At 70.2% G+C, this 23,173-nt stretch carries 16 protein-coding genes; 10 read left to right on the top strand and 6 right to left on the bottom strand.

Annotation, left to right across the window (positions count from 1 at the left end; all coding sequences use genetic code 11):
- Positions 1-387 precede the first annotated feature (387 nt).
- Together ACWIHT_RS39350 and ACWIHT_RS39355 are read left to right on the top strand one after the other, a co-directional pair.
- Complete coding sequence (locus ACWIHT_RS39350) at positions 388-666, top strand: hypothetical protein (protein WP_456173326.1); 279 nt, start codon at positions 388-390, stop codon at positions 664-666.
- A gap of 318 nt (positions 667-984) precedes the next feature.
- Positions 985-1,794 carry a SigB/SigF/SigG family RNA polymerase sigma factor gene (locus ACWIHT_RS39355; RefSeq protein ID WP_456173327.1) on the top strand — a complete coding sequence of 270 codons (810 nt, stop codon included), beginning with the start codon at positions 985-987 and terminating at the stop codon, positions 1,792-1,794.
- Positions 1,795-1,835: 41 nt separating this feature from the next.
- Here the strand turns inward: ACWIHT_RS39355 and ACWIHT_RS39360 are convergent, their stop codons facing one another.
- From ACWIHT_RS39360 to ACWIHT_RS39375, 4 genes are all read right to left on the bottom strand, one after another.
- Positions 1,836-2,552 (bottom strand): GAF and ANTAR domain-containing protein, encoded by a 717-nt coding sequence (locus ACWIHT_RS39360; RefSeq protein ID WP_456173328.1) that lies wholly within the window; start codon positions 2,550-2,552, stop codon positions 1,836-1,838.
- Positions 2,553-2,631: 79 nt separating this feature from the next.
- Entirely contained in the window at positions 2,632-3,378 is a 747-nt protein-coding gene (locus ACWIHT_RS39365; protein WP_456173329.1) for a GAF and ANTAR domain-containing protein, read from the bottom strand.
- Between the two features lie 239 nt (positions 3,379-3,617).
- Entirely contained in the window at positions 3,618-4,031 is a 414-nt protein-coding gene (locus ACWIHT_RS39370) for an STAS domain-containing protein (RefSeq protein ID WP_456173330.1), read from the bottom strand.
- 534 nt (positions 4,032-4,565) lie between these two features.
- Positions 4,566-5,252 carry a tyrosine-type recombinase/integrase gene (locus ACWIHT_RS39375; RefSeq protein WP_456173331.1) on the bottom strand — a complete coding sequence of 229 codons (687 nt, stop codon included), beginning with the start codon at positions 5,250-5,252 and terminating at the stop codon, positions 4,566-4,568.
- A gap of 230 nt (positions 5,253-5,482) precedes the next feature.
- Here ACWIHT_RS39375 and ACWIHT_RS39380 point away from each other — a divergent pair, with 230 nt between their 5' ends.
- Both ACWIHT_RS39380 and ACWIHT_RS39385 read left to right on the top strand, forming a co-directional pair.
- Complete coding sequence (locus ACWIHT_RS39380; protein ID WP_456173332.1) at positions 5,483-6,934, top strand: purine-cytosine permease family protein; 1,452 nt, start codon at positions 5,483-5,485, stop codon at positions 6,932-6,934.
- Positions 6,935-7,271: 337 nt separating this feature from the next.
- A complete protein-coding gene (locus ACWIHT_RS39385; RefSeq protein WP_456173333.1) occupies positions 7,272-10,526 on the top strand; it encodes a toll/interleukin-1 receptor domain-containing protein in 3,255 nt (1,084 codons plus the stop codon).
- Here the strand turns inward: ACWIHT_RS39385 and ACWIHT_RS39390 are convergent, their stop codons facing one another.
- Entirely contained in the window at positions 10,527-12,392 is a 1,866-nt protein-coding gene (locus ACWIHT_RS39390; protein ID WP_456173442.1) for an ABC transporter ATP-binding protein, read from the bottom strand.
- Positions 12,393-12,542: 150 nt separating this feature from the next.
- Between ACWIHT_RS39390 and ACWIHT_RS39395 the strand changes: the two genes are divergently transcribed.
- The 6 genes from ACWIHT_RS39395 to ACWIHT_RS39420 all read left to right on the top strand — a co-directional run bounded on the left by ACWIHT_RS39395 (position 12,543) and on the right by ACWIHT_RS39420 (position 21,324).
- The gene (locus tag ACWIHT_RS39395) at positions 12,543-13,475 is read left to right on the top strand and encodes a lysylphosphatidylglycerol synthase transmembrane domain-containing protein (RefSeq protein WP_456173334.1); all 933 of its coding nucleotides are present in this window, start codon (positions 12,543-12,545) and stop codon (positions 13,473-13,475) included.
- A gap of 173 nt (positions 13,476-13,648) precedes the next feature.
- On the top strand, positions 13,649-14,893 hold the full coding sequence (locus tag ACWIHT_RS39400; protein WP_456173335.1) for a sugar phosphate nucleotidyltransferase: 1,245 nt from the start codon (positions 13,649-13,651) through the stop codon (positions 14,891-14,893).
- A gap of 151 nt (positions 14,894-15,044) precedes the next feature.
- Entirely contained in the window at positions 15,045-15,755 is a 711-nt protein-coding gene (locus ACWIHT_RS39405) for an NAD(P)H-binding protein (RefSeq protein WP_456173336.1), read from the top strand.
- A gap of 62 nt (positions 15,756-15,817) precedes the next feature.
- Positions 15,818-17,953 (top strand): glycogen debranching protein GlgX, encoded by a 2,136-nt coding sequence (gene glgX, locus ACWIHT_RS39410; protein ID WP_456173337.1) that lies wholly within the window; start codon positions 15,818-15,820, stop codon positions 17,951-17,953.
- 1 nt (position 17,954) lies between these two features.
- Positions 17,955-20,114, top strand: a complete 2,160-nt coding sequence (locus ACWIHT_RS39415) for an AGE family epimerase/isomerase (protein WP_456173338.1) — start codon at positions 17,955-17,957, stop codon at positions 20,112-20,114.
- Positions 20,115-20,145: 31 nt separating this feature from the next.
- Positions 20,146-21,324 carry an IS701 family transposase gene (locus ACWIHT_RS39420; protein ID WP_456173443.1) on the top strand — a complete coding sequence of 393 codons (1,179 nt, stop codon included), beginning with the start codon at positions 20,146-20,148 and terminating at the stop codon, positions 21,322-21,324.
- Between the two features lie 55 nt (positions 21,325-21,379).
- Here the strand turns inward: ACWIHT_RS39420 and ACWIHT_RS39425 are convergent, their stop codons facing one another.
- Positions 21,380-23,098, bottom strand: coding sequence for an ABC transporter family substrate-binding protein (locus tag ACWIHT_RS39425; RefSeq protein ID WP_456173339.1), 1,719 nt, complete (start codon positions 23,096-23,098; stop codon positions 21,380-21,382).
- Positions 23,099-23,173 lie beyond the last annotated feature (75 nt).

Below are 23,173 nucleotides of genomic sequence, written 5' to 3' on the forward strand. Positions count from 1 at the left end.
TCCGTCACCGGGGCTTTCGCCGTGCGCAGGGCCTCTGTTGCGCAGAACGGGACAATACGGAGAGGGCCGGGGTCACGGGCGGACCGTGAGACGAGGGTACCGCCGCGGAGGGATCGACCTGTCCTCTTCTTCCAGGCATCCACCAGGGTGGTCGAAAGTGTCGTCCCCGGTCGGTTCCTGACGGGATCGAGGGCGAAGGTGCAAGAGAGTGGTGCGAGCCGAGGTCGGCCTCAGGCGCTGGTCGTTTCGCGTGGCGCCAGGTTGGTGATCGGCCGGGCAGGACGTCTGACGTCGCACGGTATCCGCAACCTTTGGGCAGGACTACGCTGCGAGGTGAGGCCCCAGTCCCCGGTATCGATGCTGTTTCCAGCTCCCGGGAGGCCCGTTGTGTTCGTCTTGCTCCTCATCCTCATAGTGGTCCTGTTCGGCTTCGGTTTCCTCAATCCGCTCTGGTGGGTGGCCGCGGCGGCACTGGTCTACGGCGTCACCTGCCTCGGCCGTGATCGTGGCGGAGGCCGGAGCCGTGACGGCGGTTCCGATCTCGGCGGCTACCGGGACTACCAGGAGCGCCGGAGTCGCCGAGAACGCTGGGACCGCCGATACAGCCGCCAGCACCGGGCGCGCTGGCGGCGCGAGGACCGCCGCGACCACGAACACCGCAGGTGACCTGCGGGGCGCCCTACGAGCCCGGCGCCGCCGGAGAACGTCAACCGGCGCGTCGTTCGATCACCCGTCAATGAGGTGACGGCCCTGCCCCGTGCCTTCGCCGGGGGACGCGGTTCTACTGGCCGAGGTCCTCGAACTACCCGCCACGAATGAGCAGTTGGAACGAGCGCCGACGAACCGTGCGGCAACCGGTCCTGAGATCAGCGGGAGCCTCCGGTCGTCGGACGCCGTGCTGCGCGGCCCACCCAATGGATTTCGCACACCGAAGTCCTGACGCAAGCGAACGGTCCGGGAACTCGCCACCGATAGGGGATACACGTGCCCACGTCGCCCGCACGCGCTCGGAGCCCACGAAGCACCTCCACCTACACCGATTCCCCGGACACCGGCGCCGCGTTCCGCCGTATCGCCGCCCTGCCGGACGGGCCGGAGCGGACCGCACTGTGCCAAGAGGTGGTGTGCGCCTGGGCACCGATGGCCGTACGGCTCGCCCGGCGCTTCCGTCACTGCGGCGAGCCCGTCGAGGACCTCCAGCAAGTCGCCCGACTCGGCCTGGTCAAGGCGGTGTCCCGCTTCGACCCCAGCCGCGGCACCGCCTTCCCGAGCTTTGCCGTCCCGACGATCCTCGGTGAGGTGAAACGGCACTTCCGGGACCACCTCTGGGGCGTGCATGTGCCGCGACGTGTACAGGAGCTGCGCGGCCAGGTCCGCTCCGTCGGGAACGAATGGGCTTCGCTCTACGGTCGTGAGCCCTCCGTCAGCGAGATCGCCTCGCACGCCGGTCTCACCGAGGCGGAGGTACGCCTCGGCCAGGGGGCGCTGGACAGCCTCACGGCCCGGTCCCTGGACGACGTGTCCGGCCACTCCGGGCGCAGCCGCCCGCTGGCCGACACCCTCGGCACCATGGAGCCCGGCTTCGACCGCGTGATCAACCGCGAGGCCCTGCGCCCCCTGTTACAGGCCCTGCCCGAACGCGAACGACAGATCCTCTACATGAGGTTCTTCGGGGAGATGACACAGAACCGCATCGCCCTGCAACTCGGTCTCTCGCAGATGTACGTCTCCCGTCTGATCATCCGCACCTGCGCACGCCTACGGGACCAGGTGATGACCGAAGCCCACGATTAGCGACACCGAGCCGACGCGGGCCTCCCCCTCCGAGGCGTGGGTCAGGCCCCCAGACCGGCAAGGGGTTCGGAATCGTCGACGAAGGCGCGGGCCACGTCGGACAGGCGCCGGTTGTGGGCGCGGGCGTAACCGCGTAACGCGCTGAACGCCTGCTCCATGTCGATGCCCTGGCGTTCGGCGAGCTTCCCCTTGGCCTGTTCGATCAGCACCCGGCTGTTCAGCGCCGCCTGCAGCTGTTCGTTGAGCATTGTGCTGCGGTGGGCGGTGCGTTGTTGCAGCAGGCTGATGGTGGCGACGTCGGCCAGGGCCTGGGCGATGTGCGTGGCGAGCGGGTCGAAGGGGCCGGATGCGGCGCGGAAGAGGTTCAGGGCGCCCACGGTCTCCTCCCGCAGGCGCATGGGCAGCGCTTGTACGGCCCCGAATCCGCTGCGGTGGGCCGCCGTGACGAAGCGCGGCCATCGGTCGATCTCCCGGGTCAGGTCGTGGATGATCACCGGTGCGCCGGTGCGGAAGCAGTCGAGGCAGGGGCCTTCGTCGTTCTGGAGCTGGAAGAGCTCCAGCAGGCGCACCTGTTCGTCGGAGGCGGCCATGACGCGGAGTTTGCCGTCCCTGTCGGCGAGCAGCACGCCGGCGGCGCTCGCGTCGAGCAGGCCGACGCAGCGATCGGTCAGCAGGCGCAGAAAATCGATGAGATCGAAGTCGGCGACCAGATTGTCGGCCAGCTCGACGAACGTCTTGGACAGGAGCTGTTGATCCATCGTGGGCACCCTCGATCGAGACTGGTCCCGGCCCGAAGGGGCGGGAAGTAAGGCACATTTCTCGGACGGCACCCATGCGTCAGGTCTCCTCGTCCGTCTGGTCCGGCTCCGCGTCCGGTGAGAAGCGCAGCCGCCGGGCCACCACGTCCGCGGCCACCTCGGCGAGTCGGCGTCCCTGCGCGAAGGCGTAGCCGCGAAGCCGGACGAAGGCTTCCTCGATGCCTACGCCGAGTTGGACGGTCAGGACGCCGCTTGCCTGGTCGATCTCCGCCCGGTACGCGCCCAGGTCCTCGATGGGGCCACCGCGCGGCCCGCCCGTCTCGTCGATGCGTGCGTCGAGCAGCACAAGAGTGGCGAGATCGGCGAACGCCAACGCGTCCGCCAGTTCCTCCGCGTTCAACCGGACCGGAACCTGGGCGTACAGGTCCAGAACTCCCAGACTGATCGCCCCCTTTTGCAGCGGGAGCGCGAACACCGCGCGTGCCCCGGCTTCCAGGGCCGCATCCGCGAACACCATCCAGCGGTCCTGCAGTTCAGGGGTCAGCAGATCGGGCGTCAGGACGGCCGAACCGTGCCGGAAGGCATCCACACACGGCCCCTCCCCCAACGTGAGCTGGAGTTCTTCCAGTTGCTCGCTGATGTCGTCGGTGCTGCACAGCGGATGACTCGGCGCGGTCCCGGACATCGCCGACAGCCCGGCCCCGCCGACCGGCAGCGCGGCCACGGCCGCCGTACACACGTCCACCACACCGACCCGCACACCACGCAGGGCCGCCTGCTCGGCCACCAGCACCTGGATGCGCTCCGACCGACTGTCAGGTCCCACCCGGGCCACCGCCCGCAGACATCGTCACATGGTCCACCGACGCGGCGCCGGACGATGCCTGACGGTCCGTCAACAGCTCCTCCCGCTCACGACGGAGGAGCCCCCGCTCCAGCGGATGCGGCCGGATCACGACATCACCGGATCCGAAGGCGCCGCCGGACACCGTGAGTTGATCGATGCTGCTGCATGGCGGTAGGCACCACCCGACTTCCGGGACCGCCCCCGCCAACGGTCGTCCGTCATCGCTCATCGCCCGAGAGGACATGCACCAGCCGGGCAGAGCCCTGTGTTGAAGTGGGAACGGGCGCGGCCAGGATGTCCCCGAGAGGAGGCGCCGGATGACCGAGGAGCAGGAACTCGCCGCCGACGACGTCGAGAATCCGAAGCAGCATGGTCGGTGGATGGTGCAATCGCAGAGTCCCGCCGAGCGCTTTGGACAGCTGTGCGGCGCGGAGGAACGTGTTGAGCCCGCTGCAGTCGCAGAAGGTGACGGAGGTGAGGTCGACATCGATGGCGCGCATACCGTCTTGCAGGCATCGCTCCAGGGACACACGCACCAACGGCGCGGATTCGAGGTCGATCTCACCGGCCAAGGTGAGCAGCGCCCGTGTCCTTCGGTCATGGCGGTGGACGGTGAGCTGTGGCAGGGGCATGGCGCCTCGGTTCGGAAGACCATCCGGCAGCGGGTGCGGTGGTGCCGGAGTTACGGCTCCCTGGGCGCGCTCCCGGCGGGGGCGTACTTTCGGCGGAGGCAGAGCAACGGCCGGTCCGACAGCCTGCGCAGCAGGACAGAGGATCAACCCGGTTCCCTCCAGGGATGCGCCGGGTGACAGACGAAGAGTCCGTACCCCCCAGCCATCTGCGTTCAGCATTTGAATGCCGCCGGGGTCTGGGACGTCTGTTCAGCAGACTAGTCCTCGCGTCGTCCCAACGGACGGTTCGAAGCCGCCCAATCCCAGGATGTGGGCGGTGCAAAAGCACGATGCCCGAGTATGCCCGAGACGGCACGCGGTCCTCACGGACGGGAAGACGGCCGAGCATCAAGGTGTCCCGCTACCGTCAACTCATCCACGGGGCCACCAATCGCGGTCTGCCAGCGCCCGCGCGCGTCAATCACACCGCCGAGTCCCTCTCCGGTTGTCAGAGGGAAGGGGCAAGATCAGCCCATCAGGCAACTCCGCGCTACATCAAAGGGCACTCATGTTCACGGCCCGGGCCTCGCCGTTGCGCAGCCCGCACCCCGCCATCATCATGATCTCCAGCGCGAGATCCTCACGTGCGACGGTCAGTGCCTGCTTCAAGTACTCAAGGTTCGGGATGACTACCGTCTGACGGATGTACTCCGGCTCCTGCACGCCTTTCACCGGATCTTCCGCCATCGCTCCCTTGTCACAGGCGTCCCGGAGGATCGTTTTCAAGGTGCGGAATATGCTGACCTGGTTTCCCCGGCCGACCCCGTCGGCCTCCAATTCGTCGAGGAAGCGCTCCACCACGATCGGCGTGACGGTATTCAGCTTCCGCGAGCCGACTCGGGGAACTATGTGGACGTTGATGGAGCTGTCGACGTGCTCTCCCGTGGAATAGTCCGTCATCTTCCGCTGTCGAGGCCGCCACTGCTTCGCGTACTCCCCCACCGTTTTCTGACCCAACTCGCGGCGCGCCTCCGCGACGGACGGCGCCGTCCGCTTCTTCTCCCGGTAAATCAGCGTGAGGCGTTCAATGGCGTCGTCCTGCGTGGGAAAGCCGCCCTCTTCGGTCTGCCTGCCCAGTCCGTTGCGAAAGCGGATCGTGAACGGGTGGGGGCACCGAGTCGGCTTGGTGCAGTCGCAGTCCTTGAAGAACGACCCCATACCGCGGGCGAGCTGGCGAGGCATGTATCGGACCTTCCGGGTCACAGTCGGGCATCCGTCCAGATGCGACCGTGGCGGCCCCTGGGTCAGCGAGCCGGGACCCTATGGTGCGCAGCATCGGACACTCCCGGGACTCGGCTCCCTGCCCGCGGTCGCGGGTCAAGGGCGGGTTTCACAGTATCCGTTGCGGTTGCCGGGTTCCCTGCGGGGGATGAATGTGGCCACAGAGGCTGGATCAGCACCTGGGAGGCACCGTGACCACCGCTTCAGAGCCCCGGGTGTCGGGGCTGGAGATACGTTCCATCGACTATGTCCCGTTGAACGAGCGCCACGGCAAGCTGTGGCACCTGGGCCCCCTGTGGTTCATGTCGAACGCACAGATCGCCACGCTGGCGGTCGGTCTGATCAGCATCACCGAGGGCGGCAACCTCATCTGGTCGCTCATCGCGATCGTCGCCGGCACCCTGCTCGGCACCTTCTTCATGGCCTTCCACTCGGCCCAGGGTCCGCAGCTCGGACTGCCGCAGATGATCCAGTCGCGGCCCCAATTCGGTTACGTGGGCGCCCTGCTGGTGTGGCTGTTCGCCTACGTCCAGTACGCGGGCTTCAACGTCTTCAACACGATCCTGGCCGGTGAGGCCCTGCACACCACGGTGCACGGCAACACCAAGATGTGGGTGGCCGTGGTCACCGTGATCGGGTTCGTGATCGCGCTCGTGGGCTACGACGTCATCCACAAGGCGGAGCAGTTCCTGACGTACACCTTCCTGGTCGTCTTCGGGGTCTTCACCGTGGGTGTGCTGGCGACCCTGCACTACCCGGCGGGCTCCTTCGACCTCGGCGGCTTCTCCTGGACGCCGTTCCTGGCGCAGTTCGGCGTGGTCGCCGGCTATCAGATCAGCTGGGCGATCTACGTCTCGGACTACTCGCGCTACCTCCCGCCGGACGTGACGGTCCGCAAGACCTTCTACTGGACCTACTTCGGGTCGGCGCTCGGCGGGGTCTGGCTGATGACGCTGGGCGCGCTGCTCGCGGCCTGGGCGGGCAAGGACTTCGACACGATCCGCTCGATCAACGCGGCGGGCGACAAGGTGTTCAGCGGCTTCGGCGCGATCGTCCTCCTCTTCGCCACGCTCGGCCTGGTCTCCGTCACCGCGCTGAACATGTACGGCGGTTCGCTGACCCTGATCAGCGCGATCGACTCCCTCAAGAAGGTCCAACCGACCGTGGGCGTCCGGGCGTTGACGATCGGGCTGACCGCCGCGCTCTCGCTGGTCGGCGCGTTCGCCGCGACCTCCGACTTCCTCACCAACTTCAACAACTTCCTGCTGCTGGTGCTCTATCTGTTCATCCCGTGGACCGCGGTCAACCTGATGGACTACTACGTGGTGCGCCGCGGTCACTACGCCATCGCGGAGATCTTCAACCCGCATGGAATCTACGGCCGTTGGGGCTGGCACGGGATCATCTCCTACCTGGTGGGCTTCGGTGTGATGGTGCCGTTCTTCTCCGTCGGCACGCTCTACGTCGGCCCGATCGCCCATGCCATGGACGGCGCCGACCTCTCCCTGTTCGTCGGGCTGCCGGTCGCCGGGCTCCTGTACTGGTGGCTCAGCCGCTCGATCGACGTGGAGGCCGAGATCCGGGTGGCGGAGGCGGAGGCCGAGGAGTTGGAGAAGGCGGCGCACGAGCACCGCGAGCCCTGAGGCGTCGACCGCGACGGCTCGCGGAACTCCTGGCCCCCCGGGCCCCTGACCCCGACCACGCCGTCCCCAGCGCCGGGAGTCCCGCCAGGGCTCGCACATGCATGCGGTACGACGGAATATGCGTCCAGATGCGTATGGATACGACACCCTCGTATCTCGGCATACTGCTCTTCCGCGGTCGCGGCCCGCCGTCGCGTCGCCGCGGATTCCGTCGCGCCGGGGGGAGTGCGTCATGGCTCTGCGTCCGCTGTCCAAAAAGCCGGGGTCCCGATTTCGGCTACGGCCCATTCGGTTACGGTCCATTCGTTCAGGGCCTATTCGGTTGGGGTCCATTCGGTTGCGGCCCGGAGCGCCGCGGACCGATGTCGCCGCGGCCGGCTTCGACGCCTTCATCTCGTACAGCCAGAAGTCCGACCGGGTGCTGGCCGAGGCGCTGCGCGGAGGGCTCCACCGCTTCGCCCGCCCCTGGTACCGGCTGCGCGCGGTGCGGGTCTTCCAGGACGTGGCGAGTCTGTCGGCCAACCCCGGGCTGTGGCCGACGATCGAGGAGGCGCTGTCCCGGTCCCGGCACCTGGTGATCCTCGCCTCGCCGCAGGCCGCCGCCTCGAAGTGGGTGCGGCAGGAGATCGAGTACTGGCGGGCGAACAAGCCGGCCGACGCGCTGCTGCTCGCCGTGACCGACGGCGACTACGCCTGGGACGACCTCGCCGGCGACTTCGACTGGTCCCGCTCCGACGCGGTGCCGCGGGCGCTCGCGGGTGCCTTCGGCCATGAGCCGTTCGTGGTCGACCTGCGCGGCCTCGCGGCTCCGGAGCAGCGGTCGCTGCGGCACACCGGATTCCACACCGCGGTCGCGAGGCTGGCCGCGCACATCCGGGGAATTCCGCTCGACGCGCTCCTGGGTGAGGACGTCGTCCAGCACCGTCGGCGGCGGCGGGTGATCTGGGCGACCGTCGTCGTACTGGCGCTGCTCGCTGTCGCCGCGAGCGCCGCCGCCGTGGTCGCCACCCACAACGCGAACACCGCGGAGAAGCGGCTGCGGGACGTGTCCTCCCGGCAACTGGCGGCCCAGGCACTGGAGTTGAAGAGCGGCTCGATGGACACCGCGCTGCTGCTGGCGGCCCAGGCGTGGCGCACGTCGCCGACACCGGCCGCGCGCAACGGGCTGTTGTCCGTCGTACAGGAGGCGGAGCAGGGGCTGGAGGGGTATCTGCGACTGCCGCCGGGCGTTGCCGCGCCCTTCTCCCTCGACACGGTGGCGGTGAGTCATGACGGCCGGTGGGCGGTCGCCGGGCACTGTCCGTGCGGCTCCTTCTCCGCCGGGGACGCCGGCGGCCCGGACGACGGGCGGGTCTTCGTGTGGCGTACGGACCGGCCGGACCGTACGGCCCTGGTCCTCGACCCGCGCGACCGGACCGCAGGTGACCTCGCGGAGCTGCTTCCGGGGGCCGACGGCCGGTTCGTCCTCTCCCTGGACACCCAAGGCCGGGTCCGGCTCTGGGACACCCGGACCCGTACCGTCCGTGCGCAGGGTCCCGCGTATGAGCCCGCGTGGATCACCTCGACCGGCGACGGACGCCACTTCGCGGCGGTCGTGGCGGCGGGCCGGGTCGTCTTCTTCGACGCGCTGACGGGCCGCCGGACGGCCGAGGTCCAGGGGGATCTGCTCAGGGCGGACGGTGCCGCGACCCGGCGCCCGGTACTGGTGGGCACGGACGCCCAGGGCCGCCTGGTGCTGTGGGACGTGCGGACGGGCCGTGTCCTCGGCCGGGGCCCGGTGCTCGGCGCCGCCCCGGCGGACATACCGGCGCCTTCCTTCAGCGCCGACGGGCGGCGGGTCGCGGTGGTCGTGGGCACGGACCGGGCGCGGGCGGTGGTGCTCGACACGGCGGACGCGTCCGTGGTGGCCACGGTGCGGCCGCCGGGCGGCGGGTCCCTGGCGCAGGCGGCGCTGCGTCCCGACGGGAAGGAGATCGCCCTCGTCGACAGCGGCGGCAGGCTCGCCACTCTGCCGGTCGCCGGGGGCGCCGCCCGCCTCGACGTCCGGATGGCGCTCGCGACCGGCGCGGAGGTGAGCCGGCTCGTCTACAGCCCGTCGGGGCGGCTGCTGTCGGTGACCACGGCCGACGGCACCTCGGGCGGCACCTTCAAGTACGTCGTCACCGCGGCGACCGGCGCCGTGCGGGCCGGACTCCAGGTGTGGGACGCCCAGTTCGCGGCGGGCGAGAAGCTGATCCTCGGCTGGCGCGACACCCGGGTGGTGGTCGGTGACCTCACGTCCGGCCTCACGACACGCGTCGAGCCGGTCTCCGTGAGCGCCGCGGCCCGGTCGGCGGACTCCCGCTACGCGGCGATCGCGGAAGGCGACCGCGTACGGCTGTGGGACCTCACCTCCGACGACGCGCGGCCGGTCGAACTGCCCGGCGTGGTCGGCGGCGTCCAAGGGCTGGCCTTCGCGGGCACCCGCCTCATCGGGGTCGGCTCGACCGGCAGCGCGGTGGTCTGGGACATCGGCCGGGCGGTCCGGCATCACCTGGCGGCCACGCTGCCGTTCGATCCGAACGATTCGCGGCGGGGCGTCGGTTACGCCATGGCCGACGACGGTCGCGGCTTCGTCACCGTGACCCGGCAGGGACGCGTCCAGGTCCACGACCTCACGACCGGACGCGCCCTGCGGACCTTCGACCTGCCCCTCACCACGACGGCAACCCCCATCGTGTCGCTGTCGCCGGACGGTGGCCATCTCCTGGTGTGCTGCACGGACGAGACCCGGAGCGCGGACGGCTCCGTGTCCACCACCACGACCCTGGTCCGGATGAGCGACGGCAGGACGCTGCACGCGTTCCGGGACCTCGCGTCCACCGGCCTCGGCTTCAGCGGGGACGGCGGCCGGCTCGTGCGGGTCACCAAGGACCCGAAGGACGGTGCCCGTGCGGTCACCGTGTACGACACCGCGCACGCCGACGGTCCACCGGTGGTCTCGTTCCCGCTGACCGGGTTCGGGGCGACCGACACGCTCACCTTCGCTCTCGACCGGACCGGTGCCCGGTTCGCCGTGACCGACGCCGTGGGCCGCACCGCCGTCCACGACGTCGCGACCGGCCGACGCCTGATGCTGTGCGCCAGGCAGATGGGCCCGTCCGCCGGGGGCAGCCGGGGCATCGCCTTCGATCCCCGGGGTACGACGGTCGCCGTGTCCTCCCAGGACGCGGCGACCCGACTGCTCACACCCGGCGGAGACGGCGGATGCCGGGTGCTCGCGACGGTGCCCGGCAGCGGCCACACAGTGGCGTTCAGTCCCGACGGGACGCTGCTCTTCACCGAGGGCGACATGCGATTGCGGGACACGGAGACCCTGGAGGTCGTGGGCGAGCCGCTGTTCGACGACGCGGGCCTGGCCGCCGCCGTGTTCTTCACGACGTCCGGTCGGCTGATGCAGGTCTCGTACGACGGCACGGTCCGCGCTCTGGCCCTGGATCCCGAGGAACTCACCCGCCGCGCCTGCCGGTTGGCCGGACGGGAGCTGACGCGGGAGGAGTGGAGCCGGTTCGGTGTGCTCGGTGACTACGGGCCCCGGTGCTCCCGTTCCTGACTAGGCCGCCTCCCCGATCTCCGAGGCCGCGAACCGGAGTTCGGCGTACCGCCCGCCGAGTGCCGACAGTTCCTCGTGCGTGCCCTGTTCCACGACCCGGCCCGCCTCGATCACCAGGATCTGGTCCGCCGAGCGGACGGTGGAGAGGCGGTGGGCGATCACGATCGCGGTCCGGCCCTCCAGGGCTTCCGTGAGGGCCTCCTGCACGGCGGCCTCCGAGGTGTTGTCCAGGTGGGCGGTCGCCTCGTCGAGGATGACGACGCGCTGGCGGGCCAGCAACAGGCGGGCGATGGTGAGGCGTTGGCGTTCGCCTCCGGAGAGCCGGTAGCCGCGTTCGCCGACGACGGTGTCCAGGCCGTCGGGCAGCGACCGTACGAGATCGTCGAGGCGGGAGCGGCGCAGCGCGTCCCACAACTCGTCCTCGGTGGCGGCGGGTTGGGCCAGCAGGAGGTTGGCGCGGACGGAGTCGTGGAAGAGGTGGCCGTCCTGGGTGACCATGCCGAGGGTGGCCCGCAGGGAGGTGGCGGTGAGGTCGCGGACGTCGACCCCGCCGATGCGGACGGCGCCTTCGTCGACGTCGTAGAGCCGGGGCAGGAGTTGGGCGATGGTCGACTTTCCGGCGCCTGAGGAGCCGACGAGGGCGATGGTCTGGCCGGGTTCGGCGCGGAAGGTGATGCCGTGCAGGACCTCGGCGCCGCCGCGGGTGTCGAGGGAGGCGACCTCTTCGAGTGAGGCGAGGGAGACCTTGTCGGCGGAGGGGTAGGCGAAGCGGACCTCGTCGAACTCGACCGCGACCGGGCCCTCGGGGACCTCGCGGGCGTCGGGTTTGTCCTCGATCAGCGGTTTCAGGTCCAGTACCTCGAAGACGCGCTCGAAGCTGACGAGGGCGCTCATCACCTCGACGCGGGCTCCGGCGAGCGCGGTGAGCGGGGCGTAGAGGCGGGTCAGGAGCAGGGCCAGGGAGACGACGGCGCCCGGCTCCAGGGTGCCGTGCAGGGCGAACCAGCCGCCGAGGCCGTAGACGAGGGCGAGGGCCAGGGCGGAGACCAGGGTCAGGGAGGTGATGAACACCGACTGGGCGGTGGCCGTGCGGACGCCGATGTCGCGGACGCGGCTGGCGCGCTCGGCGAACTCGACGGACTCCTCCTCGGGGCGGCCGAAGAGTTTGACGAGGGTGGCGCCGGGGGCGGAGAAGCGTTCGGTCATACGGGTGCTCATCGCCGCGTTCAGGGTCGCCGCCTCGCGCTGCATGCGGGCCATACGGCTGCCCATCCGGCGGGCCGGGATCACGAAGACCGGGAGCAGTACGAGGGCGAGCAGGGTGATCTGCCAGGACAGGGTGAGCATGACGGCCAGTGTGAGCAGCAGGGTGACTACGTTGCTGACCACTCCGGAGAGCGTGTTGCTGAACGCCCGCTGCGCGCCGATGACGTCGTTGTTGAGTCGGGAGACGAGCGCTCCCGTACGGGTACGTGTGAAGAACGCTACCGGCATGCGCTGCACATGATCGAAGACGGCTGTCCGCAGATCGAGGATGAGTCCCTCCCCGAGCGCCGAGGAAAGGCGTCGGCCCAGAATCCCGAGCGCGGCCTCGGCGACCGCGATCAGGGCGATGAGCAGCGCGAGGCGTACGACGGTGCCGTCGTCGCCGCCCGACACGATCGCGTCGACGACATGTCCGGCGAGTACGGGGGTCGCGACGGCGAGCAGTGCGGTCAGCACCCCGAGCAGGACGAAGCGGGCGATCGGGCGGCGGTGCGGGCGCGCGAACGCGGCGATGCGGCGCAGTGTGGCGCGGGCCAGGGGCCGGCGCTCCTGTTCCGCGGTCATGACGCTGTGCAGTTGGGTCCAGGCCGTGCTCTCCATGCTCATGAGGGAGAACGTAGGACCTCAAGCGGTGTTGAGGTCAACGTATCCGGCAGATCGCCGCGCAAGGCCTCATGTAACGCCCCGCGTAAGGAACTGTCCGTGCTGCCGCAACCCGCAGTTGTCGTGGCGCGGAGAACCTCCAGTGGTGTGAGACACATCCGCGTCCGGCAGATCCTGTGCCTGCTTCCGCTGCTTCTGGTCGCCGTCGTCGCCGTCCAGCACCGGTCCGTCCTCGTCGCGGGCTTCGGCCAGCTGCGGTCGGCGGAGTGGCCCTGGCTGGTGGCCGCGGCCGGTGCCACCTGTCTGACCTGGGTCGCCGCCGCCTTCACCCGACAGGGCGCGGTGGTCGAACGGCTGCCCACGCGGCGGCTGTTGGCCACGCAGTTCGCGGCGGGCGCGGCAAATCACCTGCTGCCCACGGGACTTGGCGCGGGTGCGGTGAACCTGCGCTTCCTCACGGTGTGCGGGCTGCCGCTGGCCCGTTCGTCGGCCGCGCTGGCGCTGTTCCTGCTCGCCGAGTCGATAGCCCGGCTGACCCTGCTCACCGCTCTGCTGATCGCCTTCCCGGACGCCCTGCGCCTGGGAACTCTCCTTCCGGCGGGGGCACTTGGCCCGCTGCTCCTGATCATCGGGGCCGTGCTGTGCCTGGCGGTCGTGGTGCTCGTTCTGGTGCGCCGGCTGCGGACGGCCATCCTGTCGTTCCTCCGTACGGCGCTGAGTGAGGCGCGTTCCGTGCACACGCGGCCGGCCCGGGCGCTGGCGCTGTGGGGTGGTTCGCTGGCGTTCCCCGCGCTCCAGGCGGCCGGACTGGTGGCCGTGGGGCAGGCGTTGAACCTGCCGGTGCCGCCCGCGCAGATGGCGCTCGCGTATCTGGCGGCGACGGTGGCCGTCGCGCTGGTGCCCACGCCGGGTGGGATCGGTTCGGTGGAGGCCGCGCTGATCGTGGCGCTGGTCGCGGCGGGCGGTCCGGTCGCGGTGGCCACGGCGGTGGTGCTGGCGTACCGGATCATCACGGTCTGGATCCCCATCATTCCGGGCGCGTTGACGCTCGGCGCACTGGTCCGGCTTCGAGTCATCTGATTCGCGACTCTGTTCTGACACCTCTGTAAAGCAGCATCAGCCCCGGTCGAGCCATCGACCGGGGCTGATTCGCGTTTGCCTCAACTCGCTTGTTTTACTTTTTACTTGACTCCACATGACAGCACGAGTTGACTGAAGGGCGTTGATTTGTCAGCCGAGGAGGCGGGACTGTCATGGGGGACGAGACGTTAGGCATCATCCTGGCGGGAGGCCGGGGCGAACGCGCCAAGCCGCTCACCCTCGCCTCGTCCGACTACATCCGCAGCAAGGCCCTCATCCCGTTCGTCGGCCGTTCCGTCGTCGAATGGCTCGTCGAGTCCTGCCGTGACCAGGGCATCCGCCGCTTCTACGTGATCGCCCAGGGCGCCGAGAACCACAGCCAGATCAAGCTCGTGCTCGGCCACGGCGAACGGTTCGGCGTGGAGATCCACTACTCCCGCGCCCGGCTCGACCGCTACAACGTCGGCTCGGGCGCCGCCACCCTGCACAACCTCGAACAGTGGGATCTGACGAGCCGCGCCCTGGTGCTGCCGGTGGACTCCGTCTTCGAGTTCGACCTCAGCACACTGGTCGACACGCACGACGCCGCCGACGCCGTCGTGACCGTCGCCACGGTGGGCCGTACGCCCGAGGAGATCGCCGGCAAGTACGGCGTGATGCAGACCTCCTCGGACGGACTGGTCGCGGGGTTCCTGGAGAAGCCTGACCTGGACCGCGTCCACCGCGTCTTCCCCGAGACCTCGCTGCCCGGCTCCCGCACCACCCTGCCCACCAACGCCGGGATGTACCTGGTCGACTGCGGCCGGCTGCGGCTGGCCGCGCGCAACCCGGAGATGATCCGGCTCGCCCAGCAGCGCCTGGACTGGGGCGGCGACCTGCTGCCCTGGCTGGTCGGGCGCGGACTGCCGGTCGCGGTCGCCCCCATCGACCGGCTCGGCGACCTCGGCAGCATCCCCGACTACCTCGCCACCCTCGGCGATGTGCTCGGCGGCCACTACCGCCGGATGAACCAGGCCATGGGACAGCCCACCAGCACCGACCCGCGGTACTGGATCCACGAGTCCAGCCTGCGCACCAAGGACAGCGCGACCGGCACCACCCTGGCCCAGAAGATCTCCGAGGGCAGTGTCGTCATCGGCCCCGCCGTCCGCATCGGGCGCAACGCCGAGATCGGTCCCGGAGTGAAGCTGCGGTTCAGCGACATCGGCGACGGCGTCGACGTGGACGAGGGTGCCCGGCTGAGCCGGACGGCGATCGGCGACGGCGCCGTCGTCGGGCCGTACGCCCGAATCACCGACTCGTACGTCGGGCCGCTGGCGCGGGTGCACTCCGAGCACGACAACCCGGTCCGGCTGCTGCACTCCGCGATCGGCGAGGCCGCCGACCTGCGTCCCGGTACCCGGCTGACGGGGGGGTGAGCGTGTATCCGCGGCTGCGGGTGCCCGCCGTCACCGGTCTGCCCACCGGCACCCATCTGACCAGCTCCGACGACATCCTGCACTGGATCTGAGCGCGCCCCGCCAACTCCCCCGCCCCTTCCGGCTCTTCCGCAGCCCCGTGGAGATCTCGATGGACAGCCCGATCGCAGTCATAGGAGGAACCGGCCGAGTCGGCCGGCTCGTCGCCCGTCAACTGCTCGCCCGCGGCGAGAGTGTGCGGGTCATCGGCCGCAGCACTCAGCGCGCCCGGCGGCACAATCCGCCGCAGGCGCAGTTCTTCGCGGCCGACGTACGCGCCCCCGCCACCGTCCGCACACCCCTGCACGGTTGTTCGGCGGTGGTCTACATCGTGGAGCCGGGCACCGACGACGCCGGTCCCGACAGCCCCGAGTCCACCCTGCACACCGGGGTCCGCCATGTCCTGGACGCCCTGCGCGCCGCCTCCGGCAGCCCGCACTTCGTGCTGGTCAGCCAGCGCCATGTGACCCGCCGCGACCACCCGATGAACGCCTACGGCCGGATGCTGGACTGGCGGCTGGCCGGCGAGAACGCGGTCCGCTCCTCGGGGCTGCCGTACACGGTGATCCGTCCGGGCTGGCTGACGGACGAGTCCGGCCACGGTCATCTGCACCTGGAGCAGGGCGATGTCGGCGACGGCCGGGTGGCCCGCCCGCATGTGGCGGACGCCTGCGTCGAGGCGCTGTACTCCCCCGCCGCCCGGGGCGTGACCTTCGAGATGCGCAGCGAGGTGGGGCCGGGCGCCGGCTTCCCGCCCTGGGACGAACTGTTCACCGGCCTCCGCGCCGACACTCCGACCGCGGCCCGGGCCGCACTCGCCTGAGGGTGGCCACCGATGTGTACAACACTCCGACCGACTCTGCGACAGATGCCATGACAGAACAGATGACCTTGAGTCCCGAAGAGGCCGCTGGCACCCACGGCGGCCATCCCTCCGACGTCACCCCCGGCCGCCCGCAGCCGCTGGGGACCACCGTCGACAGCGACGGTGTGAACTTCTCGCTCTTCTCCGAACACGCCACCCGTGTCGACTTGTTGCTCTTCGAGCACTGCGACAGCCCGCAGCCCTACCGCACCATCGCGCTCCTCCCCGACCGCCACCGCAGCTTCCACTTCTGGCACTGCCACGTGCGCGGGATCGGTGCCGGTCAGGTGTATGCCTTCCGCATCGACGGACCGCGCGACCTCAGCGCCCTGGGCAGCCGGTTCGACCAGCGGAAGGTCTTGATCGACCCGTACGCGCGGGCCAACGTCAACAGCCGCTGGGAGCGCACCACCGCCATCGGCCCCGGGGACAACGTCGAGCACTGCATGCGCAGTCTGGTCGTCGACCTGGACGACTACGACTGGGAGGGCGACGCCCCGCTGCACACCCCGATGGCGGAGACCGTCGTCTACGAGATGCACGTGCGCGGCCTCACCGCCTCCCCGACCTCGGAGAGCGCGCGGCCCGGCACCTTCTCCGCCGTCATCGACAAGATCCCGCACCTGCGTGAACTCGGCGTCACCGCCGTGGAGTTGCTGCCGGTCTTCGACTTCGACGAGACCCAGGTGCTGCGCACAGGACCCGACGGCACCCCGCTGCGCAACTACTGGGGCTACGACCCCTACGGCTTCTTCGCCCCGCACACCGGTTACTGCTCCAGCCCTCATCTCGCCACGCACATCACCGAGTTCCGCGACATGGTGAAGGCGTTCCATCAGGCGGGCATCGAGGTCATCCTCGACGTGGTCTTCAACCACACCAGCGAGGGCAACGAGTTCGGGCCGACGATCAGTTTCCGGGGCGCGGCCAACGAGGCGTACTACCACCTGTGGCCGCAGGACCGCTCGCACTACATGGACTTCACCGGCTGCGGCAACGCTGTCAACGCCAACCACCCGATGGTCACCAAGTTCATCGTGGAGTGCCTTGAGTACTGGGTGACCGAGCACCACGTCGACGGCTTCCGCTTCGACCTGGCCTCCGAACTCTCCCGCGGCCCCCTCGGCTACGAGATGGCGGTCCCACCCGCTCTGTGGGCGATCGAACTGTCCCAGGTGCTGTCCGAGACGAAGATCATCGCGGAGCCGTGGGACGGCGGCGGCCTGTATCAGGTCGGCCGGTTCCCGGGGAAGCGCTGGGCGCAGTGGAACGGACCGTTCCGCGACGACGTACGGCGGTTCGTGCGCGGTGACGCCGGCCTGGTCGGCGAGGTCGCCTCCCGGCTCGGCGGCTCGGCCGACCTGTTCGCCGCCCAGGGCGAACTCCCCACCAACAGCATCAACTTCATCACCTGCCACGACGGCTTCACCCTCAACGACCTGGTCAGCTACAACACGAAGCACAACCACGCCAACGGTGAGGCCAACGCCGACGGCGCGGACGAGAACTACAGCTGGAACTGCGGGGTCGAGGGACCCACCGACGACTCCGACGTCGAGTACCTGCGGCTACGGCAGATCAAGAACCTGCTGTCCCTGCTCATGCTCAGCCGCGGAGTGCCGATGCTGCTGGCCGGCGACGAGTTCCGCAACAGCCAGGGCGGCAACAACAACGGCTACTGCCAGGACAACCAGGTCTCCTGGCTCGACTGGAACCAGGCCAGGAAGGAGAAGGAGACAACCTCCTTCACCCAGCGCGTCGTTCAGCTCCGCAGGCACTACCGCACCCTGCGCGAACCGCAGTTCTTCTCCGAACGCCTCAACTCCCGCTCCCAGCCCGACATCACCTGGCACGGCACCCGGCTCCACCAACCCGGCTGGGACGACCCCAACGCCCGGGTGCTGGCCTGCACGTACGGCGGTTTCGACGGTGACCCGGACCTGCATCTGATCCTCAACATGTACCACCTGGGGCTCGACTTCGAGCTGCCCGACGTCCCCGGCCACCACTGGCACCGCGTGCTCGACACGGCCCGCCCCGGCCCCTACGACATCCTTCCGCCCGGAGAAGAGGAGCTGGTTGCCGGTCCGACCCACCACGCCCAGGGCCGCAGCGTCGTCCTGCTCGCGTCCCTGCCCGACGAGAAGGGCACCTGAGATGAGTACATCCGCCCAACGACGCACCCACTCCGACACGCTCGCGGGCTACGTCACGTACTACAGCCCCATCGGACGCCGCTTCGGCCTGCGCACCTCGGACGAGCGGGAGTTCACCGTCCATCTGGCGTCGAACGCCGTCTCACGCATCGTCCGCAACCTCGGCGACGGCTACCGCGACACCACGGCCGACACCGTCGACATGCTCGCCGAGGGCCGCTACGTCTACGCGTACGGCATCCTCTACGAGTGGGAGGGCGGCTCCCGGTTCGACGCGAAGGAGATCACCTTCCCGGAGGAGACCCGCGGCCAGTACGTCTTCGAGCACCCGAACTGGTGGGTCCAACAGGCCGCCGCCATCGCCGACTTCTACCTGCGCGGGCACTTCCCCGACGGCGTGTACGACTGGCGCGGCTTCCGCACCCATCTCACGCTCAGCGGCACCCATCTGCCGGACTTCGCCGGCGCGGACGTACGCCAGGAGACGGACACCATCTCCCGGCTGGTCTACGGCCTGGCCACCGCGTATCTGCTGACCGGCAAGGACCGCTTCCTGGAGGCGGCCGAGGCCGGCACCGAGTATCTGCGCGAGCACATGCGGGTGGACGACACCGCCGACGGGATCACCTACTGGTACCACGGCATCGACATCACGTCGTCCGGCCACCGCCCGGTCTTCGCCTCGGAGTTCGGCGACGACTTCGACGCCATCCCGATGTACGAGCAGATCTACGCGCTCGCCGGTCCCACCCAGACGTTCCGCGTCACCGGCGACCCGCGGATCCTGCGGGACATCGACCGGACGGTCGAGCTGTTCCAGAAGTACTTCCGCGACCCCGTGCGCGGCGGGTTCTTCTCGCACCTCGACCCGATCACCATGGACCCGAACGCCGACTCGCTGGGCCGCAACCGGTCCCGGAAGAACTGGAACTCGGTCGGCGACCACGCCCCGGCGTATCTGATCAACGCCTTTCTCGCGACGGGCCGTTCGGACTTCGCCGCGCTCCTTGAGGAGACCGCGGACACCATCGTGGAGCGGTTCCCGGACGAGCCGAACAGCCCCTTCGTGCAGGAGCGGTTCCACGCCGACTGGAGTCCGGACCGGACCTGGGGCTGGCAGCAGGACCGGGCGGTCGTCGGCCACAACCTGAAGATCGCCTGGAACCTCACCCGCATCAAGTCCCTGCACGACAAGCCCGAGTACGCCACGACCGCCGGGCGGATCGCCGAGATCATGCCGCCGGTGGGCAGCGACGGGCTGCGCGGCGGCTGGTACGACGTGGTCGAGCGGCAGCCCGACCCGGACAGCGGCATCCACCGCATGGTGTGGCACGACCGCAAGGCCTGGTGGCAGCAGGAGCAGGCGATCCTCGCCTATCTGATCCTGGCCGGCACCACCGGCGACCCGGAGCAGCTGCGGCTGGCGCGCGAGGCGGCGGCGTTCTACAACGCCTTCTTCCTCGACTACCAGGACGGCGGCGTCTACTTCAACGTCCTGGCGAACGGCATCCCGTACCTGCTGGGCACCGAACGCCTCAAGGGCAGCCACGCGATGGCCGGTTACCACGCGCTGGAGCTGTGCTACCTGTCGGCCGCCTACACCGGGCTGCTGCTCAGCGACGACCCGGTCACCCTGCACTTCAAGCCGCGCCCGGAGGACCTGCCGGGCCGGGTGCTGCGGGTGGCGCCGGACCTGCTGCCGGCCGGCGCGGTGGAGCTGACCCGGGTGTGGGTCGACGACCAGCCGTACCACAACTTCGACGGCAAGGACCTGACGGTCGTCCTGCCGCGCGGCGACGAACCGGTGCGCGTGCGCGTCGAGTTGGAGCCCGCCACGATGCGGCTGCGGATGCGCACCTCGTTCGAGGGCGGCACCGCGCACGTCAGCTGCCACGGCGTGATCGACGCGACCGAACTGGGCAAGTTCCGCCGGGTGTTGGCCGAGGTCATGGCGGCGACCCCGCAGCGCGTGGAGTTCCATCTGTGCGAGGTCGGCGGCATGTGCCGGCCCGCCATCAACGAGCTGCTCTTCCAGCGCACCAAGGCGGGCCTGGACGTCGACTTCGTCATCGTGGGCTGCGCGCTGCCGGACGTGGCGGACGCCCTGCTCGCGACGGACGCCTTCCTGCTGGCTGGGGGTGACGAGTGCAACCATGAGTGATCTCGCGACCATCACCCTCCCATTACCCCCGATGCGCACCCCGGGGGCACCGCCGGGCACCTCCGCCGGGCTCCCCGCCTACTGCCGCGAGCTGTTCGGCGACTTCACCCGCGCCGACCAGCGGCGCTGGGGCGAGGTGTATGTGCGCGGGCTGCTGGACGTGCCCGGGCGCAAGACGCCCGCCCGGATCTCCGAGCAGGTGCTCGGCAGGCGGGCCGTGCAGCAGATCCAGCAGTTCGTGAACCAGAGCCCGTGGGCGTCCGCTCCCGTGCGGGGGCGGCTCGCCCGGCAGGTGGTGCGGGCCTTCCGGGCCGAGGCCTGGTCCGTCGACGAGGTCGTCTTCGCCAAGAACGGCGACCGGTCGGTGGGCGTGGCCCGCCAGTACGCGGCCTCCCAGGAACGGACGGTGAACTGCCAACTGGCCCTCGCCGCCTCGCTGGTGGGCCAGGCGGGCGGGGTCCCGGTGAACTGGCGGCTGCTGCTGCCGACCCGCTGGGACCGCGACGAGCGACTGCGCGGCCAGGCCCACGTCCCGGCCCAGGAACGGTGCAGGCCGCGCTGGAGCTACGTCCTCGAAGCGCTCGACGAGATGCTCGACGAGTGGTCCCTCGAACCGCTGCCGGTGCTGGCCGACTGGCGCTGCGAGAGCGACCCGGACCCGCTGCTGCGCGGCCTGGAGGCGCGCGGCCTGGGCTACCTCGTCCAGGCGGCACCGCACACCCCGGTGCTGCTGCCCCGGCGGCAGGCCGCCGCCCCCGGCACGCGCGGCACACTCGCCGAACTCGCCGCGCACGCGGCGCGCCACGGCGAGCGGGCCTCGGTGACCTGGCACGACCCGGTGACCGAACGCATGCGGCACTCGGAGTTCGTGACCGGCCCGGTGCTGCTGCGCGCGGACCCGGCCGCGGGCACACTCCCCCGGCCGCGCCTCCTGCTCGCCGACTGGCCCTACGGCCGCTCCCGGCCGCGCGCCTACTGGCTGACGAACCTCCCGGCCCGCCGGCTCGCGGAGATCGTGCCGCTGGCGCAGTTGCGGCGGTTCGCCGAGGGGGCGCTCGGCCGGATGCACGAGGAGTTCGGGCTCGGCGACTTCGAGGGCCGGTCCTTCCGGGGCTGGCACCACCATGTGACGCTGGCCTCGGCCGCGCTCGGCTACGACATGGTGCGCCAGCAGGCGGACGAGAGAGCCCTGAGCCGCCCGCGTGCCTGAACCCGCACCTCACGACGGCCCCGTACGGATACGTCCGTACGGGGCCGCCGTGCGCTCACTTCTGCCAGCCGACCCGGCTGAAGTCGACGTCGCCGAGTCCCGGCACCCCGTAGTTGGCGAGGCCCTTGCGGACGGCGAGGATCTGCGGGCGCTGGTAGAGCTCGATGTCGTGGCCGAGCCGCCAGATCTCGGCGTCCGCCCGGTCGTAGAGCCGCTGGGCGGTCCGTTCGTCGAGGGCGCCGACGGCCTGGCCGAGGAGCTGGTCCACCCGTGCGGATCCGACCCCGCCGTAGTTCTGGAAGGGCTGTCCCGCCTCGGGGCGGCGGTAGATGGCGTAGGCGGAACTGGGGTACGTCAGGCCGGTGAACCGGAAAATGGCGAGGTCGAAGTTGCCCTTCTCCAGGTACTGCGGCGCGTAGGCGGACGCGGGCACCTTCTGGATGTCGACCCGGACGCCGGCCTGGGCGAGCATGTGCTGGACGAGTTGGGCGAGGTCCTCGCCGAGCCGGTTGGTGCCCTCGCTGAGCACGAAGCGGAGGGTGAGGCTACGGCCGTTCTTCATACGGGTCTTGCCGACACCCGGGCTCTTCCAGCCCGCCGCGTCCAGCGCCTTCTCGGCGGCCTTGAGGTCGTAGGTGCCGTAGGGGCGGGAGTTGTCGGTGTATCCGGGCTGGTTGGTCATGAAGAAGTGGTTGCCGAGCAACGGCACCTTCACCGGGAGGCCTTCGGCCGCGACATCGGCCAACGCGGTCCGGTCGACGGCCTGTTGGACCGCGTTGCGTACCGTCTGGTCGGCGAGCGGGCCGCCCGCGCCGTTGAGGGTGATGTGCACCTCGTCCCAGGCGGAGCCGATGCGGATCTCGCTGTCCCGCGCGCTCTTCAGCTGCGCGTAGGCCTCGCTGGTGGCCGCGTTGACCGCGTCGACCTCGCCGTTCAGGAAGGCCTGGAGGGCGGCGTCGGCGTCGAGGACGCGGAGGACGATCCGGTCGAGCCGGGGTTTCGTGCCCCACCAGCGGGGGTCGGGGACGAGGGTGAGGGTCTGCGCGGTCCTGTCGACCGAGGCGAGCTTGAACGGGCCCGCGCTGAGCGGCTGTCGGCCCTGCCAGCCGGAGTTGAAGCGCTGCGGGGTGTCGTAGGCGGCGGCCGGGAAGAGCGGCGTGAACAGCCTGCGCCAGTCGGCGTACGGCTGCTTGAAGGTGACCCGCACCTCGTGCGCGCCGGCGCCCTGGCGTACGTCGGCGATACGGTCGTAGCCGCTGGTGTCGGCGACCAGGTAGCGCTGGTCGGCGCCGCCGAGCGCGTGCCACTGGGCGGCGAAGTCCCGCCAGCCCAGGGCCGTTCCGTCGGACCAGCGGGCCTTCGGGTTGAGCCGGTAGGTGACGACCTGGGGCGAGGTGCCGGTGACGGACGCGGCGAGCAGGTACTCCGGCACCGCGTGCGGGACACCCTTGGCGTCGCGGGCGAAGAGCCGGGGCTCCGTCATGCTGTCGACGGTCCACACGTCGTCCAGGGCGCCGTCGACGTGGTCGAAGTTGAACTGCGTGATCATCTGCGCCATCGGCAGGGTCAGCGTGCCGCCCGCGCGAAGGGCGTCCGCGGGCTGGGCGTTGATGTCGTAGGTGCCGTAAGTCGGCAGCGCCGGACGGCGGTCGGCGGTGGGGGAACCGGAGCAGCCGGCCATGGCCAGGAAGACGAGCGTGCACACCAGCGAGCGCGCGAGCCGGCCCCGTAATCGCTGCACCCTGCGGCCCTCCCAGAACGGACGAACCGTCAACTGCCCGAACTGTCCTGCGCATTGCGGAGCCGGAGCTTAACATCACGATGTGTCACCCACATGAAGCGGAACGAG

This window comes from Streptomyces sp. NPDC002276 (assembly GCF_053891435.1).

What these genes read in the sequence shown, in the direction of transcription:
- ACWIHT_RS39375 (WP_456173331.1), bottom strand. Translation starts at nt 5,252, where the DNA reads ATGCCTCGCCAGCTCGCCCGCGGTATGGGGTCGTTCTTCAAGGACTGC.
- ACWIHT_RS39415 (WP_456173338.1), top strand. Translation starts at nt 17,955, where the DNA reads ATGAGTACATCCGCCCAACGACGCACCCACTCCGACACGCTCGCGGGC.
- ACWIHT_RS39370 (WP_456173330.1), bottom strand. Translation starts at nt 4,031, where the DNA reads ATGCCCCTGCCACAGCTCACCGTCCACCGCCATGACCGAAGGACACGG.
- glgX (WP_456173337.1), top strand. Translation starts at nt 15,818, where the DNA reads ATGACCTTGAGTCCCGAAGAGGCCGCTGGCACCCACGGCGGCCATCCC.
- ACWIHT_RS39420 (WP_456173443.1), top strand. Translation starts at nt 20,146, where the DNA reads ATGCGCACCCCGGGGGCACCGCCGGGCACCTCCGCCGGGCTCCCCGCC.
- ACWIHT_RS39400 (WP_456173335.1), top strand. Translation starts at nt 13,649, where the DNA reads ATGGGGGACGAGACGTTAGGCATCATCCTGGCGGGAGGCCGGGGCGAA.
- ACWIHT_RS39390 (WP_456173442.1), bottom strand. Translation starts at nt 12,392, where the DNA reads ATGGAGAGCACGGCCTGGACCCAACTGCACAGCGTCATGACCGCGGAA.
- ACWIHT_RS39405 (WP_456173336.1), top strand. Translation starts at nt 15,045, where the DNA reads ATGGACAGCCCGATCGCAGTCATAGGAGGAACCGGCCGAGTCGGCCGG.
- ACWIHT_RS39360 (WP_456173328.1), bottom strand. Translation starts at nt 2,552, where the DNA reads ATGGATCAACAGCTCCTGTCCAAGACGTTCGTCGAGCTGGCCGACAAT.